At 69.7% G+C, this 15,973-nt stretch carries 17 protein-coding genes; 11 read left to right on the top strand and 6 right to left on the bottom strand.

Annotated elements, in window-relative coordinates; genetic code table 11:
* Positions 1–36: 36 nt before the first annotated feature.
* Both E0H45_RS23810 and E0H45_RS23805 read right to left on the bottom strand, forming a co-directional pair.
* A complete protein-coding gene (locus tag E0H45_RS23810) occupies positions 37–2,148 on the bottom strand; it encodes a 3-hydroxyacyl-CoA dehydrogenase NAD-binding domain-containing protein (RefSeq protein ID WP_131341046.1) in 2,112 nt (703 codons plus the stop codon).
* Positions 2,145–3,341 (bottom strand): thiolase family protein, encoded by a 1,197-nt coding sequence (locus E0H45_RS23805; protein ID WP_131341043.1) that lies wholly within the window; start codon positions 3,339–3,341, stop codon positions 2,145–2,147. Before E0H45_RS23805 ends, E0H45_RS23810 begins: the two co-directional genes overlap by 4 nt.
* A 162-nt stretch (positions 3,342–3,503) precedes the next feature.
* On the opposite strand from E0H45_RS23805, the gene E0H45_RS23800 reads away from it, so the two are divergent.
* The 6 genes from E0H45_RS23800 to E0H45_RS23775 all read left to right on the top strand — a co-directional run bounded on the left by E0H45_RS23800 (position 3,504) and on the right by E0H45_RS23775 (position 7,383).
* A complete protein-coding gene (locus E0H45_RS23800) occupies positions 3,504–4,178 on the top strand; it encodes a hypothetical protein (RefSeq protein ID WP_131341040.1) in 675 nt (224 codons plus the stop codon).
* Positions 4,175–4,459 (top strand): hypothetical protein, encoded by a 285-nt coding sequence (locus tag E0H45_RS23795; RefSeq protein WP_131341037.1) that lies wholly within the window; start codon positions 4,175–4,177, stop codon positions 4,457–4,459. The genes E0H45_RS23800 and E0H45_RS23795 overlap by 4 nt, the downstream gene beginning before the upstream one ends.
* Positions 4,456–4,944, top strand: coding sequence for a glutathione peroxidase (locus tag E0H45_RS23790; protein ID WP_131341035.1), 489 nt, complete (start codon positions 4,456–4,458; stop codon positions 4,942–4,944). Before E0H45_RS23795 ends, E0H45_RS23790 begins: the two co-directional genes overlap by 4 nt.
* Before the next feature lie 91 nt (positions 4,945–5,035).
* Entirely contained in the window at positions 5,036–5,626 is a 591-nt protein-coding gene (locus tag E0H45_RS23785) for a winged helix-turn-helix domain-containing protein (RefSeq protein WP_131341032.1), read from the top strand.
* The gene (locus tag E0H45_RS23780; protein ID WP_165546578.1) at positions 5,623–6,837 is read left to right on the top strand and encodes an MFS transporter; all 1,215 of its coding nucleotides are present in this window, start codon (positions 5,623–5,625) and stop codon (positions 6,835–6,837) included. The genes E0H45_RS23785 and E0H45_RS23780 overlap by 4 nt, the downstream gene beginning before the upstream one ends.
* Positions 6,838–6,900: 63 nt before the next feature.
* Positions 6,901–7,383, top strand: coding sequence for a VOC family protein (locus tag E0H45_RS23775; RefSeq protein ID WP_131341026.1), 483 nt, complete (start codon positions 6,901–6,903; stop codon positions 7,381–7,383).
* Here the strand turns inward: E0H45_RS23775 and E0H45_RS23770 are convergent.
* Positions 7,380–8,636 (bottom strand): ribonuclease D, encoded by a 1,257-nt coding sequence (locus E0H45_RS23770; RefSeq protein WP_131341023.1) that lies wholly within the window; start codon positions 8,634–8,636, stop codon positions 7,380–7,382. The genes E0H45_RS23775 and E0H45_RS23770 overlap by 4 nt on opposite strands.
* Positions 8,633–9,235: a DUF3000 domain-containing protein gene (locus E0H45_RS23765; protein ID WP_131341020.1), complete on the bottom strand. Its 603-nt coding sequence runs from the start codon at positions 9,233–9,235 to the stop codon at positions 8,633–8,635. The genes E0H45_RS23770 and E0H45_RS23765 overlap by 4 nt, the downstream gene beginning before the upstream one ends.
* 116 nt (positions 9,236–9,351) lie before the next feature.
* On the opposite strand from E0H45_RS23765, the gene hemE reads away from it, so the two are divergent.
* Genes hemE through E0H45_RS23740 form a run of 5 tightly spaced genes read left to right on the top strand, consistent with a single transcriptional unit; the run spans position 9,352 to position 13,399 of the window.
* Positions 9,352–10,422, top strand: a complete 1,071-nt coding sequence (gene hemE / locus E0H45_RS23760; RefSeq protein WP_165546577.1) for a uroporphyrinogen decarboxylase — start codon at positions 9,352–9,354, stop codon at positions 10,420–10,422.
* Entirely contained in the window at positions 10,409–10,915 is a 507-nt protein-coding gene (locus tag E0H45_RS23755) for a GNAT family N-acetyltransferase (RefSeq protein WP_131341015.1), read from the top strand. The genes hemE and E0H45_RS23755 overlap by 14 nt, the downstream gene beginning before the upstream one ends.
* Complete coding sequence (hemG, locus tag E0H45_RS23750; protein WP_238155211.1) at positions 10,912–12,330, top strand: protoporphyrinogen oxidase; 1,419 nt, start codon at positions 10,912–10,914, stop codon at positions 12,328–12,330. Before E0H45_RS23755 ends, hemG begins: the two co-directional genes overlap by 4 nt.
* A complete protein-coding gene (hemQ, locus tag E0H45_RS23745; RefSeq protein ID WP_238155210.1) occupies positions 12,327–13,022 on the top strand; it encodes a hydrogen peroxide-dependent heme synthase in 696 nt (231 codons plus the stop codon). The genes hemG and hemQ overlap by 4 nt, the downstream gene beginning before the upstream one ends.
* The gene (locus E0H45_RS23740; RefSeq protein ID WP_131341012.1) at positions 13,022–13,399 is read left to right on the top strand and encodes a VOC family protein; all 378 of its coding nucleotides are present in this window, start codon (positions 13,022–13,024) and stop codon (positions 13,397–13,399) included. The genes hemQ and E0H45_RS23740 overlap by 1 nt, the downstream gene beginning before the upstream one ends.
* On the opposite strand, the gene E0H45_RS23735 is transcribed toward E0H45_RS23740, so the two are convergent.
* Together E0H45_RS23735 and msrB are read right to left on the bottom strand one after the other, a co-directional pair.
* Positions 13,396–15,432 (bottom strand): AAA family ATPase, encoded by a 2,037-nt coding sequence (locus tag E0H45_RS23735; protein ID WP_131341009.1) that lies wholly within the window; start codon positions 15,430–15,432, stop codon positions 13,396–13,398. The two genes, E0H45_RS23740 and E0H45_RS23735, sit on opposite strands and share 4 nt — an antisense overlap.
* Positions 15,433–15,495: 63 nt before the next feature.
* Positions 15,496–15,921, bottom strand: a complete 426-nt coding sequence (msrB, locus tag E0H45_RS23730) for a peptide-methionine (R)-S-oxide reductase MsrB (protein WP_131341007.1) — start codon at positions 15,919–15,921, stop codon at positions 15,496–15,498.
* Between the last annotated feature and the right edge of the window lie 52 nt (positions 15,922–15,973).

The following is a 15,973-nucleotide window of genomic DNA, read 5'->3' as shown; positions in this document are numbered from 1 at the left end:
CGGGCTTCCGGCTCCGTACCGCCCCCCAGCGGTCTGTCAGGCGAGGCTCGCCACGCCCTTGGGCAGGAAGCGACTGCCGTTGACCTTCTCTGCGATGCCGGAGCGGTCCAGGTACGGCGTGATGCCGCCGAGGTGGAACGGCCAGCCGGCGCCCAGGAGCAGGCACAGGTCGATGTCCTGGGCCTCCGCGACCACGCCCTCGTCGAGCATGATCTTGATCTCCTCGGCGAGCGCGGTCAGCACCCGGGTGCGCAGCTCGTCGGAGGTGGACGGCTTGTCGCCGACCGTCACCAGCGCCTCGACCTCCGGGTCCACGACCGGCTTGCCCTCCGGCCAGATGTAGAACGAGCTCTTGCCCGCGGCGACGACCTTCGCCAGGTTCTCCGACACGGCGAACCGCTCCGGGTACGCCCGGTTCATCGTCTCCGCGACGTGCAGTGCGACCGGCAGCCCGACCAGCTGCAGCAGCACGAACGGCGGCATCGGCAACCCGAGCGCCGACAGCGCCTTGTCCGCCGCGAGGATCGGCGTACCCTCGTCCACCGCCGCGCTGACCTCGCCGAGGAAGCGGGTCAGCAGCCGGTTGACCACGAACGCCGGCGCGTCCTTCACGAGCACGCAGGACTTCTTCAGCTTCTTGCCGACCGCGAACGCCGTCGCGAGTGACGCGTCGTCGGTCCGGTCCGCGCGGATGATCTCCAGCAGCGGCAGCACCGCGACCGGGTTGAAGAAGTGGAACCCGACGACCCGCTCGGGGTGCTCCAGGTCCGCCGCCATCTCGGTCACCGACAACGACGAGGTGTTGGTGGCCAGGATCGCGTCCGGCCGGATGATCTTCTCCAGGTCGGCGAAGATCGTCTTCTTCAGCTGCAGCTCCTCGAACACGGCCTCGATCACGAAGTCGGCGTCCGCGAACGCACCCTTGTCCACCGAACCGGTGACGAGCGCCTTCAGCTGGTTCGCCTTGTCCGCACGGATCCGGCCCTTGCCGAGCAGCTTGTCGATCTCACCGTGCACGTACCCGACGCCGCGGTCCACGCGCTCCTGGTCGAGATCCGTCAGTACGACGGGAACCTCGAGCCGCCGCGCGAACAGCAGCGCCAGCTGACCCGCCATCAGGCCCGCGCCGACGACACCGACCTTCGAGACCGGCCGCGCCAGCGACTTGTCCGGCGCGCCGGCCGGACGCTTGGCGCGCTTGTTCACCAGGTCGAACGCGTAGAGGCCGCTGCGCAGCTCCTCGCTCATGATCAGGTCGGCGAGCGCCTCGTCCTCGGCCGCGAACCCACGGTCGCGGTCGTTGTCTTTCGCCGCCGCGATCAGGTCCAGCGCCCGGTACGGCGCCGGCGCCGCACCGCTCACCTTGACGTCGGCGAAGCCCTTGCCCCGGGCAACGGCCGCGTCCCACGCGTCGCCGCGGTCGATCTCCGCCCGCTGGACCGTGACCTCGCCCGTGAGGACCTTCGAAGCCCAGATCAGCGACTGCTCGAGGAAGTCCGCCGACTCCAGCAGTACGTCGCCGATGCCGAGCTTCACCGCTTCCGGCCCGCTGAGCATCTTGTTCTGGTTGAGGGCGTTCTCGACGACGACCTTCACCGCGTGGTCCGCGCCGATCAGGTTCGGCAGCAGGAAGTTGCCGCCCCAGCCCGGGATCAGGCCGAGGAAGACCTCCGGTGTCGACAGCATGCCCGCGGCCACCGACACGGTCCGGTAGGTTGCGTGCAGCGCGACCTCGAGCCCGCCGCCGAGCGCGACACCGTTCACGAACGCGAACGACGGCTTGCCGCCGTCGACCAGCTTCCGCATCACGCCGTGCCCGATCTTGCCGAGCGCCAGCGCCTGCTCCCGGTCGGTCAGCTTCGGTACGCCGGTCAGGTCTGCGCCCGCGGCCAGGATGAACGGCTTGCCGGTGACACCGATCGCGACGATCTCGTCGCGGGCGAGTGCCGCGTCGATGGCTGCGTTCAGCGAGCCCAGGCCCTTCGGCCCGAAGGTGTTCGGCTTGGTGTGGTCGTGGCCGTTGTCCAGCGTGATGAGCGCCATCGTGCCGGCCTTGTTCGGCAGTACGACGTCCCGCGAGTGGGCGAGCGTGACGACCTCGTCGGTCGAGAGCGCCGACGCCGAGTCGATCAGTTCCTGCAGGCTCACTTCTGACCCTCCCAGTTGGGGTTCTCCCAGATGACGGTCCCGCCCATGCCGAGGCCGACGCACATGGTGGTGAGGCCGTAGCGGACCTCGGGGCGCTGCTCGAACTGCTTGGCCAGCTGGTTCATCAGCCGGACGCCGGACGACGCCAACGGGTGGCCGAAGGCGATCGCGCCGCCGTACGGGTTGACCCGCGGGTCGTCGTCGGCGATGCCGTAGTGCTCCAGGAACGCCAGCACCTGGACCGCGAACGCCTCGTTGACCTCGAAGGCCTGGATGTCGTCGATGGTCAGGCCGGCCAGCTTCAGCGCCTTCTCGGTCGCGGGCACCGGCCCGAAGCCCATCACCTCGGGCTCGACGCCGACGAAGCCGTACGAGACCAGCTTCATCTTCGGCTTCAGGCCGAGCTCCTCGGCGGCTTCGGCCGACGTGATCAGCGCGGCGGTCGCACCGTCGTTGATGCCTGCGGAGTTGCCCGCCGTCACCCGGCCGTGCGGACGGAACGGCGTCTTCAGCTTCGCCAGGTCCTCCATCGTGGTGCCCGGGCGCATCGGCTCGTCGGTGGTGGCGTAGCCCCAGCCCAGCTCGGCCGAACGCGTGGCGATCGGCACCAAGTCTGGCTGGATCAGGTCGTTCGCGTAGGCCTTCGCGGCGCGCTCCTGGGAGGCGACCGCGAACAGGTCGGCGCGCTCCTTGGTGATCGAGGGGAACCGGTCGTGCAGGTTCTCCGCGGTCGACCCCATCACCAGGGCCGAGGTGTCGACCAGCTTCTCGGAGATGATCCGCGGGTTCGGGTCCACGCCCTCGCCCATCGGGTGCCGGCCCATGTGCTCGACGCCGCCGGCCACGACCACGTCGTACGCGCCGAACGCGATCCCGGCGGCGGTGGTGGTGACGGCGGTCATCGCGCCGGCGCACATCCGGTCGATCGAGTAGCCGGGCGTGGTGTTCGGCAGGCCGGCCAGCAGCGCGGCGGTCCGGCCGATGGTCAGGCCCTGGTCGCCGATCTGGGTGGTGGCCGCGATCGCGACCTCGTCCACCCGCTCCGGGGGGAGACCCGGGTTGCGCCGCAGCAGCTCCCGGATGCACTTGATCACCAGGTCGTCGGCGCGGGTCTCGGCGTACTGGCCCTTGGCCTTGCCGAACGGGGTGCGAACGCCGTCGACGTACACGACATCGCGGATCTCACGGGGCACGAGGGCCCTCCTCTGGGGTCGGGAAAGCTACCCCGATGCTACCCGTCGGTAACAGAACCGCCAAAGTACCCACGCCTGTGCGTCCGCTCACAAAGGCGTTACCCGTGGCAATGCGGGAGGAAACGGCGCATGCTGGTGCCAGGTAGCTAGGGGAGCCGTTCTATGAACAATCTTGATCTGTCCGTGCCGGTCCTCAGCCGGGGGAAACACCGCAGTCCGCGTAAAGGCGCCTGCTTCATGGAGTTCGCGTCCTACCTGGCCGGTGAGCCGTGGTCGGACCATCCGTCCTGTACGCATGCGCTGCTGGCAGGCGTCGCGCGCGACGTGAACGACTGCACGACGGACTCCGGCCGGTCCCGGCTGGCTCCGTTGATCCCCTCGGTGATCGGGCTGACCCCGGACGACCCACACGTCGTACCGCGGGTGACCGCGCGCTGCATCCAGCATGCGCTGCCGGTCGTCTCGCAGGAGCGCCAGTACATCCTGGCCGTCGCCCTGCTGGTGGGGGAGAAGCAGCTCGCCACGCTCGACGGCCGGCCGCTCGACGACATCGAGCCGGAGTCGCTCGCGGTGCTGGAGGCGGTCCCGTCGGCGACCAAGTGGGCACGGTCCTTCACGTCCCGCTCGCGCCGCGCGACCCCGGACTTCGCCCGCCGTACGGCGCCCCGCGCGGTCTCGTGCGCGGTCGAGGGCATCTCGCAGGCGTGCGTACCTGATCCGGACGCCCGCCTGTACCAGCTCCTCCTCGACGCCATCGCCGAGACCAAGGCGTGGGTGCCCGCACCTGCACCCGCACCCGAGCCGGTTACGCGCGAGGTCGTACGCTTCACGGTGTGACATCGGAGATCGATACCGGTTCAGGTCTGCTACCGGTCCACGAGTGGGGATCTGCTGACACCGAGGCACCGGCAGTCCTGCTGCTGCAGGAGATCTTCGGCGTCTCCGACTACATCAAGCAGCGCGCGGCGGATCCCGCCGTGTCGTCGCCGGACGTCCTGGTGAGCTACTACGGCTCCGCGCTGCCCGGCCTGGTCGGGCTCGCGCCGAAGGTGACCGCGTGGCGCCGTACCGAAGACTTTCTCGCCCAACACCTCCCAACCTCCCAAGGACAAGCATGAGCCTGTACGACATCCCGTTGACCACCCTGTCCGGCGCTGCGACCTCGCTCGGCGAGTACAAGGGCAAGGCTGTTCTGGTCGTGAACGTGGCGTCGAAGTGTGGTCTGACGCCGCAGTACGAGGGTCTGGAGAACCTGCAGAAGAAGTACGCGTCGCGCGGCTTCACCGTGCTCGGCGCCCCGTGCAACCAGTTCGGCGGCCAGGAGCCGGGTTCCGCCGAGGAGATCGACACCTTCTGCTCGACGACGTACGGCGTGACGTTCCCGATGCTCGACAAGCTCGAGGTGAACGGCGAGGGCCGGCACCCGCTCTACGACGAGCTGACCCAGACCCCCGACGCCGAAGGCGAGTCCGGCGACATCCAGTGGAACTTCGAGAAGTTCCTCCTCACCCCCGAGGGCACCGTCGCCGCCCGCTTCCGCCCCCGCACCGAACCGGAATCCGCCGAGGTAATCACCGCCATCGAGTCCCAGCTCCCGGCCTAGCACCTCCCGGCCAGATCGCCCGTCGCAGTCGCGGCGGGCGATTTCTTTGCCATCCATTGCAACAACTCTTTCGAAAGAGTACTTTCCATGCATGCCGAACCCGCATCGTCGCCTGAGCGACCCCCGCGAGCTGAACGCCCTGGCCCATCCGGTGCGGATGGCGATCGTCGAGTTGCTGTCCCTCAGCGGGCCGCTGACCGCGACCGAGCTGGCCGATCGGCTGGACGAGACGCCTGCGAACTGTTCCTGGCACCTCCGGAAGCTGGCGCAGCACGGGTTCGTCGTGGAGGCCGAGGGCGGGAAGGGGCGGCAGCGGCCGTGGAAGGTGCCCGGGCTCGGGTTCCGCTGGGACGAGGAGCATGCGTCGGGGTCGGTCGAGGAACGGCGCGCGGCACAGGCGTTGTCGGACGTGATGATGGGGCGGGCGATCGACCGTCTGCGGGAGTCGCAGCAGCGCGCGCCGGACGACGCTGAGGAATGGCGTGCCGCGCGGAGCAACACCGAGATGGTCGCCTGGCTGACCGCGGACGAGCTCGCGGAGATGAACGCCGCGATCAACGCGGTGCTCGACCGCCACGTCGAGCGGCTGACGGATCCGGCGCAACGTCCGGCGAACGCGCGGCTGTGCGAGTTCGTCGCCTGGGGCGTACCGACGTACTTCCCGGGAATCGAACCGGCATGAGGAAGCTGTTCGCGCAGCCCGGGTTCCCGCGCCTGTTCGGTGGGCTGAGTACGTCGATGCTCGGCGACTCCGTGATGTTGCTGGTGCTGAGCATGTGGGTGAAGACGCTCACCGGGTCCAACGCGCTCGCCGGCCTGACGTTCTTCTTCATGGTTCTGCCGGCGCTCGGCGCCCCGCTGCTCGGTGTCTGGGTGGACCGGCTGCCCCGCAAGGCGATCCTGGTCTGGGGCAACTTCGCCAGCGCGGTCGCGGTGCTGCCACTCGTGCTCGTGCGGGACGAGGGGGACGTGTGGCTGATCTGGCTGGTCGCCTTCCTGTACGGCGTCTCGTTCGTCGTACTGCCCGCAGCAGTCAACGGGCTGCTGAAGGACATGCTGCCCGACGACCTGCTCGTCGATGCCAACTCCAGCCTTGCCACGATCAAGGAGGGCTATCGGTTGTTCGGCCCGCTGGTCGGCGCCGCGATCTTCGCGACCGCGGGCGGGTGGCTGGTCGCTGTGGTCGACGCGACCACGTTCGCCGTGGCCGGAGTGCTGATCGCGACCATCAAGGTCACCGAGCCGCCTGCTCCGGAGAAACACAGTTTCCGGGAGGACGTCCTGGCCGGCGTTCGCTTCCTGACCGGCGACCGGGTGCTCCGTCACGTCCTCGTCGGACTCGCGATCTCGATCCTCGTCATCGGCTTCTTCGAGTCGTCGATCTACGCGCTGATGGACGCGTTCGGTAAGCCGCCGACCTTCTCGGGTGTCTTCGTGACCTGTCAGGGCGTCGGAGCGATCATCGGCGGTCTCACCGCCGGCCGCGCCGTACGCCGCCTCGGTGAAATCCTCAGCTGTGCTCTTGGTCTGACGGTGCTGGCCGTCGCCACCGTGGTCTGTATCGCCGCGCCCACGATCGCGGTGGTGCTGGTCGGTGCAGCCATCTGCGGTCTCGGGTTGCCCTGGACCTTCGTCTCCTTCACCACGCTGATGCAGCGCCGCTCGCCGAAACACCTCATCGGCCGGGTGTCGACCGCGGTCGAAGTGCTCGTGTCCACCCCACAGGCGATCTCGCTGGCTCTCGGCAGTCTGCTCGTCAGCCTGCTCAGCTACCGCCAGATCTTCGCCGTCATCGCAACCGTGATCCTCCTCGGCGCACTCCAGATCGTCCTCACCCTCCGCGACCACATCCGGCAAGACCTGACAACCGCCGACGAGATCCTGGTGGAGTAGAGGACTGATCCTGTCCTGTTCTGCTTCTAGCGTTGGGTTCTACAACGACCTGAGGAGCAGGACATGACGGTGAACCCGATCCCCGAGGGCTACCACAGCGTGACGCCGTGGATCATCGGGCACGACACCGCCGGGCTGATGGACTTCCTGGCGGCCGCGTTCGACGCGGTTGATCTGGGTGGCCGGGTGGTGGGGCCGGACGGGTTCATCCAGCACGCCGAGATGCGGATCGGCGACTCGGTCGTGATGATGTTCGACCATCCCGGATGGCCGCCGAGGCAGGCGTTCCTGCGGCTGTACGTGCCGGACGTGCACGAGACGCTGGAGAAGGTCGTGGCCGCCGGGGGCACCGTGGTGACCGAGCCGACGCACCTGTTCTGGGGTGACGTGGTCGGCCGGGTGCACGACGCGTACGGCAACCTCTACTGGGTCCACACCCGGATCGAGGCCGTCGACGAGCAGGAGCTGATCCGACGACTCGGCGACGAGACGTTCCTGAAGGCGATGGAGTACGTGCAGAGCTCGCTGTATCGCCCGGAGGCCTAGTCGAGGGGTTTCTTTGCCTCGGAGGTCATTGCTTCGGTGAGGACTTCCGAGGTGAGGGCGATCTGCCAGTCGCGGGCGTGGTGGTCGCGCAGGAACGTGGTGACCACTTCGAGGCTCACGTCTGGTGGTGGGGACCAGGCCAGGCGGCGGATCGTGTCCGGGGCGAGCAGGTTCTCCGTGGGGAGGCGGTGGGCCTCGGCGATCTCGGCGACCCCGGCGCGGGCGGCCGACAAGCGGGCGGCGGCGTCCGGGTCGCGGTCGGCCCAGGCGCGGGCCGGTGGCGGGCCGTCGTACCTCGGGCCCTGCTTGGGGAGTTCGGAGTCGGGGAGCTTGCGGGCGTGGTCGATCGCCTCCCACCAGGTCCGCATGTGCCGGTGGGCGCCGCGGCCTTTGAAGGCGGTGAGCTTCTGCAGCGTGTCGCGGTCGGTCGGCATCGCGGACGCTGCCTCGACGATCGCGGCGTCCGGCAGCACCCGGCCGGGGGAGATGTCGGCGGACTCGGCGATCTGGTCCCGGGCCTCCCACAGCGCCCGGACGGTGGCCAGGCTGCGGCGGTTCCGGACGCGGTGCATGCCCGACGTACGGCGCCATGGGTCCGGCTTCGGCTCCCGCGGGGGAGCGTCCAGGATCGCGGCGAACTCCTGCTCCGCCCAGTCCCACTTGCCTTCGCGGCGCAGCTCCTGCTCGATCGCGTTCCGCAGCTCGATCAGCATCTCGACGTCCAGGGCGGCGTACACCAGCCAGGGCGCCGGGAGCGGCCGGGTGGACCAGTCGGCCGCGGAGTGCTCCTTGCGCATCCGGTAGCCGAGTACTTCGCTCACGAGCGAGGCGAGGCCCACCTTCGGGTACCCGAGCAGGCGGCCGGCGAGTTCGGTGTCGAACACCTGCCGCGGCACCATCCCGACCTCGGCCAGGCAGGCCAGATCCTGGTTCGCGGCGTGGATGATCCACTCGGTGTCGACGATCGCGTCGCCGAGCGCGGACAGGTCGCCGAACGGGATCGGGTCGACGAGCGCGGAGCCGGAGCCCTCACGCCGCAGCTGGACCAGGTACGCGCGGTGGGAGTACCGGTAGCCGGACGCACGCTCGGCGTCGACAGCCACCGGACCGGTGCCGGACCGGAACGCTTCGACGGTGTCGGTGAGCGCGGGATCGGAGTCGATCACCTCCGACAACCCGTCCCTGAGCTCGAGCAGGGGCAGGTTCGCAATGGGGTCGTCCGGGGCGGACGGCTGGGTGTCAGCTGGGCTCATCGGCCCCGCTGTCCACGCCGGGTCGGCATCGCGACCACCCCCGGCGGCACCGGCGGCAGTCCGGCCGCCGTACACAGCACCTCGCCCCACGCCTCGGCGTGCCGGGTCACGTCCACCTGCCCACCGGGGCCGGGCACGGGACTCCAGGACGCGCGGATCTCGATCTCCGCCGTCGCGTCGTCGTCGGCCATGCCGCCGAAGCTTTCGGAAACCACCCTGGTGACGGTACCGCTCGGAGCCAGGAAGTCGGCACCGCGGTCCGCCAGGGCCTCCATCAGCCAGGTCCAGCCCACGCCACCGAGCAGCGCGTCGGTCACCATCTCCGGTTCGACGGCGGCGCGCACGTATGCGACACAGCGGAAGGTCGACTGCCAGGCGTCGTTCCCGGCCGGGTCGTAGAGGACGACCAGACGGCCGGTGGCGACATCGTCACCGTCGACCGTCACGTCAGCGCTGACCGCCGCCGCATGCGGTGCGATCCGCTGCGGTGCGGGCATCTCCTCGACGAAAACCTCGGGCCGGAACCGGGCACCTCGTAATTGCGAGACTGCCTCGGCGAACTCCGCGGGTGGCGCGTCGACCTGCTTGCGGGCACCCATGTCGGCAGCCTACGACTGATTACTCACCGCCGCCCGCTAAGACGCGCCGGTAGCTGTGTGTATGCCAGACGCGACCGGGTCACCGAGCGCCGATCACAGCGTGGGATCATCGCTGTGTGCCAGTGACGCCACTCTCCACTCCGGACCGTTCCGCCTATCTGCTCGCCGCCCGGGGTGAGCCGGTGCCGCACACTCCGGTGTGGTTCATGCGACAGGCCGGGCGGGCGCTGCCCGAATATCGTGCGGTGCGCGAGGGCACCACGATGCTCGAGTCCTGTATGCGGCCCGACCTCGTCGTCGAGATAACGCTGCAGCCGGTCCGCCGTTACGGCGTCGACGCGGCGATCTTCTTCTCCGACATCGTCACCCCACTCCAGTTCGCCGGTTACGACATCGAGATCAAGCCTGGCATCGGCCCGGTGTCGGCGGACCCGATCCGGGACGCCGTCGGGGTAGCGGCGGTCCGCCCGGTCACCGCGGCCGACGTGCCGTTCACCACCGAGGCGATCCAGCAGCTCGTCTCCGAGCTCGGCGGTACGCCGTTGATCGGGTTCGCGGGCGCGCCGTTCACGCTCGCGTCGTACCTGGTCGAGGGTGGGCCGAGCAAGGACTTCGCGAAGACCAAGGCGATGATGCACGGTCAGCCCGACCTGTGGCACGCGCTGGCGGACCGGCTGGCCGATGTCGCGATCGCGTTCCTGTCGGTCCAGGTCGAGGCCGGCGCGTCGGCGATCCAGTTGTTCGACTCGTGGGCCGGCGGGTTGTCGCCGCGGGACTACGAGCGGTTCGTGCAGCCGCACTCGGCGAAGGTGTTCGAGGCGATGAAGGAGTACGGCGTACCGCGGGTGCACTTCGGCGTGAACACCGGTGAGCTGCTCGGTCTGATGAGCGAGGCCGGGGCCGATGTCGTCGGCGTCGACTGGCGCGTCCCGCTGGACGAGGCCGTACGCCGGATTACTGCCGCCGGCGGCGCCCCGAAGCCGGTCCAGGGCAACCTCGACCCCGCCCTGCTGTTCACGGGGTGGGAGACGATCGAGCCGGAGATCGACCGGATCCTCGCCGAGGGCAAGGCGGCCCCCGGTCACATCTTCAACCTCGGCCACGGCGTCCCGCCGAACGCCGATCCCGAGGTGTTGCGCCGGATCACGCAGTACGTGCAGACGAAGTCGGCCCATGTACCTGCCTGACTACGACGTCACCCTGGAGCCGCTGCGAGCGGACCACGCCGACGCCGTACTCGCCTTCGAGCGGGAGAACCGGCAGTACTTCGCCTCGTGGATCTGGGACCGCGGCGACGAGTTCTTCACGGACTACGCGACTCGGCACGCCGCCCTGCTCGCCGAGCAGGAGGCAGACGTCTGCCGCTTCCACGTGCTGGTCGACGGCACCGGGGCGGTGGTCGGCCGGGTGAACCTGATGGACCTTGTGAACGGATCGGCCGAGCTGGGCTACCGGATCGCCGAGAAATGGGCCGGAAAGGGCCTCGCGACGGCGGCCGTGCGGGCGATCATCGAGGTCGCACGGACCGACTACGGGCTGACCGCGCTGACGGCCGGGGCCTCGGACCACAACGGCGCCTCGCAGGCGGTGCTGACGCGCACCGGGTTCCGCCCTGTCGGCAGCAGCAGCACCGACCTCGGGCCGGGCAAGAAGTACGAGTTGAGCTTGGAGTCCGAGTGAACGGCGTGAGCCGGGTGGTCGTGGTCGGTGGCGGGATCAGTGGGCTGGCGGCGGCGCATGCGCTCGCGACCGGGCCGAACCCGCCGCGGATCACGGTCCTCGAAGGGTCGCCGCGGCTCGGCGGGAAGCTGGCCGGGGACGCGATCGAGGGTGTGCCGGTCGACCTCGGCGCCGAGTCGGTGCTGGCGCGGCGGCCGGAGGCGGTGGAGCTGATCCGGGCCGTCGGGCTCGGGGACGATCTGGTGCATCCGGCAACGACCTCGGCCGGGCTGTGGGTCGGCGACCGGATCCGCGCGATCCCGCCGACCGTGATGGGCGTCCCGGTGGATCCGGCCGCGACCGCCGACGTACTCGGGGATGCGGCCGCCGAGCAGGTCGCGCACGAGGCCGAGCTGCCCGCGCCTGCGCTGACGGAGGACGTGGCGATCGGGCGGTTCGTCGCCGAGCGCATGGGGTCTGCGGTGACCGACAAGCTGATCGACCCGCTGCTCGGCGGGGTGTACGCCGGGAAGGCCGACGAGATCTCGCTCGCCGCCGCCGTACCCGACCTGTACGCGAAGCTGCGGACCGCGCCGAGCCTGCTCGCCGCCACGGCCGAGCTCCGCGAACTGGGCCAGAAGCGCGCCGGCCAGCCGGTGTTCGCGGGCATCGTCGGCGGCATCAACCGCCTGATCGGCGCTCTCGAGCAGGACCTGACCGCCCGCGGCGTCGAGATCCGCACCAAGCTCGCCGTACGCCGGATCTCGCGGACCGCCGACGGGTTCGAGCTGGAGGCGGGACCGGTGCCCGCGCCGACGTACCTCTCGGCGGATGCGGTCGTGGTCGCCGTACCGGCTGCTCCGGCGGGACGGATGCTGGGGGAGCTGGCGCCCGCGGCATCGACCGAGCTGGCGGCGGTGGAGTACGCGAGCATGGCGATCGTCACGCTCGCCGTCCGGAAGCGGGACTGGCCGTCGGATGCCAACGGGTCCGGGTTCCTGGTGCCGTCGGTGGAGGGCCGGACGATCAAGGCGTCGACGTACTCGCACGCCAAGTGGGCGTGGTCCGCGGAGGCCGGGGGAGAGCTCGCGGTACTGCGTGCCTCGGTCGGGCGGCTCGGTGAGGAGTACGTGCTGCAGCGGTCCGACGAGGAGCTGGTTCAGCTCGCGGTCGCGGATCTGCGCACGGCGATCGGCCTGCAGGCCGAGGTGGTCGGGTCGTTGGTGACACGGTGGGGCGGTGGTCTTCCGCAGTACGCCGTCGGCCACCTGGATCGCGTCGACCGGGTGGAGGCCGCGGTGGCCGACGTACCCGGACTGGCGGTGTGCGGTGCGGCGTACCGGGGCGTCGGGATCGCCGCGTGTGTGGCCTCGGGTGGCAAGGCGGCGACCCGGGTGCGGGAACACCTGAACGCATTGGAGACAATGAAGTCGTGACTGGTAAGCCGAAAGCCCGTGAGCTCAACGACGTGATCCGCTACACCCTGTGGTCGGTGTTCAAGGTCGAGACGCCCCTCGGTGACCTGGACCGGGACGAGGTGACTGCCGAGCTCAACGAGCTGGTCGGGAAGCTTGCCGCCGAGGACGTGGTGATCCGCGGGTTCTACGACGTCGAAGGCTTCCGGGCGGACGCCGACTTCATGATCTGGTGGCACGCGCCGACGTCGGACGCACTGCAGAAGGCGTACCACCAGCTGCGCCGTTCGCGGCTCGGGCGGCACCTGGTGCCGGTCTGGTCGCAGTTCGCGCTGCACCGGCCGGCCGAGTTCAACAAGAGCCACATCCCGGCGTTCCTGGCCGACGAGGAGGCGCGCGGCTACATCTGCGTGTACCCGTTCGTCCGGTCCTACGAGTGGTACCTGCTGCCGGACGAGGAGCGCCGCTTCATGCTCGCCGAGCACGGCAAGATGGCGCGCACCTATCCGGACGTGCGGGCGAACACCGTGGCGTCGTTCGCGCTCGGCGACTACGAGTGGATCCTCGCGTTCGAGGCCGACGAACTGCACCGGATGGTCGACCTGATGCGCGACCTGCGCGCGTCGACGGCCCGCCGGCACGTCCGCGAGGAGATCCCGTTCTACACCGGCAAGCGCACCGAGCTCTCCGAGCTGGTCGCTAATCTGGTGTGATGCATCGCAAGGCGTTCCCGGTGCTCTACGTCTCCGACGTACGCCGGTCCGTCGAGTTCTACGCGCTCCTCGGCTACGAACCGACGTACCAGTTCCCGCTGGAGGGCGACCCGCACTACGTCGGCCTGGAGCGCGGCGAGTCGTCCCTCGGCCTGTCCGACGCCAACTGGCCCGAGGCGCAGCTCGGTATCACGGTCGGTGCGGCGCCACGCTTCGAGCTGTTCGTGTACGTCGACGACGTCGAGGCGGAGGTGGAACGCTTCCGCGCGGCCGGCCACCCGGTCCTGCAGGAGCCGGCCACGATGCCGTGGGGCGAGCGCCAGGCGTACCTCGCCGATCCCGAGGGCAACCCCGTGGCGCTCGCGACCCCGGTTTAAGTGCCGGGCTTCTGCAGCAGGTAGTCCTCGGCACGCATCGACGTCGGGGGCCGGACGTCCGACGGGATCAGCTCGCGCAGGTCCCGCTCGGTGAGCTTGTCCGGGTCGCTGGCGGACAGCCGGGTGGCCTGGTTGGAGACGGCCTCCTCGAGCACGTTCCGGATGAAACGGCCGTTACCGAAGCTGTGGCCACGCGGCGCGGGCGGGATGACGGCGCGGACCTTGTCCAGCACTTCCTCGCCGTAGATCATGCCCTTCTGCCGGGCCTGCAGCTCGAAGATACCGACCAGCTGGTCGGTGTCGTACTCGCTGAACGACAGCAGCTTCGGGAACCGGGACGCCAGACCGGTGTTGGACTCCATGAACCGCTGCATCTCGCGGTGGTACCCGGCGACGATCACGATGCAGTCGTTGCGGTGGTCCTCCATCAACTTCAGGACCGTCGCGACCGCCTCGAGACCGTAGTCGCCCGGGGTGTTCTCCGGCGTCAGGCTGTACGCCTCGTCGATGAACAGCACGCCGCCGAGCGCCTCGCGGAACTTCGCCGCGGTCATCGGGGCGGTCGAACCGAGGCCGGCGCCGACCAGGTCGGAGCGGTCGACCTCGACCACATGGCCCTTCTCCAGGACGCCGAGCTGGTGGTAGATCCGGCTCAATAGCCGGGCGATCGTGGTCTTCGCCGTACCGGGCTTGCCGACGAACACCATGTGCCGCGCGCGCTCGTGACTCGGCAGCCCGAGCTCGGCCCGGCGGAGGTTCGTCTTCACCTCGGCGACCATCCGGCGGACCGCGTCCTTCACCGACTCCAGGCCGATCAGCGAGTCGAGCTCGGCGATCGGATTGTCGCTGAAGTCGAGCGGCTTCGGCAGCGCGTCGTCGAGCGTGCCACCCGAGGCGTTGCCGGCGCTCTTGTCTTCTTCCTTCTTGACGTCGTTCCAGGCGGCTGAGAGCGAGGCTTCCTGGTTCGACGCGGCCTGGTTCTCGAGGGCGCTCCAGCGCTCCCGGTCGAGCATCCGGAACAGCGTGGTCAGGTCCGGGACCTCCGGCTCCGGCCACGCCGCGTTGTTGAGCACACCGGACAGGTGTACGCCGACCCGCGCGGCGGCGGCGCCCCAGGACCGGGCGAGGGGCGCCTGGCCGTTGCGGATCGCGCGGGACATCCACTGGTTGATGTGGCCGTGCCAGGTCTGCAGCGTGAACGTCGGGTCGAGGTCCTGGAGCGCCTTGTGCACGTCGATCGCGGAGTCACCGAGGATGTTTGCCACAGACTGCGGAATCCCGCGCAGCCCGGTGGCCAGGATCAGCTCGGCCAGCACCTGGGCGAAGTCGCCGGCGTACTCGTCCGGGCTCACCATCAGCATCCGGGCGTGCGTGTCCCGGACCGCGTTCAGCGAGTAGCGCAGGGCCGCGGTGGGGCCGGCGAGCTCGGGGAGTACGGCGCGCTCGGCGTCGTTGAGCGCGTCGGTACGCCAGTACTTCGCGATGTCGTCGTACTCGCCGGTGATGTGCAGCTCGGTGATCTCGCGGTTGGCCAGGACGCGGTCGAACGCCGCGGTCAGGGCGGTGGCACGGGCTGCCATCGGGGGAGCGTCGACGAACAGCGCGGCGACGTTGCGGGACAGCTGCAGAGCGTGCTTACGCCCGTTCTCGCGGAAGCCGCGGGCGCCGGCGATCGCCTGCAGGTGCCAGTCGGTCGGCGCCGCGTGGATCACGTGGCCGCTGCCGCCGAGGCGGGAGGACGGCCGGTAGAACTCGTGGGTGAGCTCGGTCGACAGGTCGGCGTACTCACCGTGCAGGACGGGGATCCACCCGGTCAGCAGCGGGGCCACCTGATGGGTGTACCAGACCGCGGCGGGCGTGCCCTTGACGAAGTCCGGGAACGCCTCGGGGCGCAACGGCCGCAGCGCCTCAGGGTCGTCGGCCCAGGCCTTGAGCTGCCTTCGGACACGGGCCAGCCAGTCGCCCGGCACCTCCCACGGCTTCTCCGCCGCCAGCACATCGAGAACCCGCGGACTACGGACGTCGTCAGCCACCAATTTCCTTCCCCAGATTCCACCAGCCGCCCCAGTCTAGGACTCCGCCGGGCGACCGGTGGGTCAGGCGGGGTCGGCCGGGGTGAGGGTGAGGCTGATGCTGTTGATGCAGTAGCGGAGGTCGGTGGGAGTGCCGTAGCCCTCGCCCTCGAAGACGTGGCCGAGGTGGGAGCCGCAGTTGGCGCAGCGGACCTCGACGCGCTTCATGCCGAGGTCGTGGTCCTCGATGTACTCGACCCGGTCCTCGGCGAGCGGCGCGAAGAACGACGGCCAGCCGCAGTGCGAGTCGAACTTGGTCTCGCTCCGGAAGAGCTCCGCGTCGCAGGCCCGGCACCTGTACACGCCGACCGTCTTGGTGTCGGTGTACTCACCGACGAACGGCCGCTCGGTACCGGCCTGGCGCAGCACGTGGAACTCGGCGGGGGAGAGCTCGGCCTTCCACTCCGTGTCGGACTTCTGTACGGCGTACTGCTTGGTCTGATCTGTCACGTCCCCAGTATCGGCGCCCGGACAAGGAAAACCCCGCCCGGGCCACCGACGT

Origin of the sequence: Kribbella soli (assembly GCF_004331345.1) — a bacterium.
GTDB lineage: Bacteria > Actinomycetota > Actinomycetes > Propionibacteriales > Kribbellaceae > Kribbella > Kribbella soli.
Note: the sequence above shows the minus strand (reverse complement) of the source record. Positions and strands in the feature narration are given on the sequence as shown.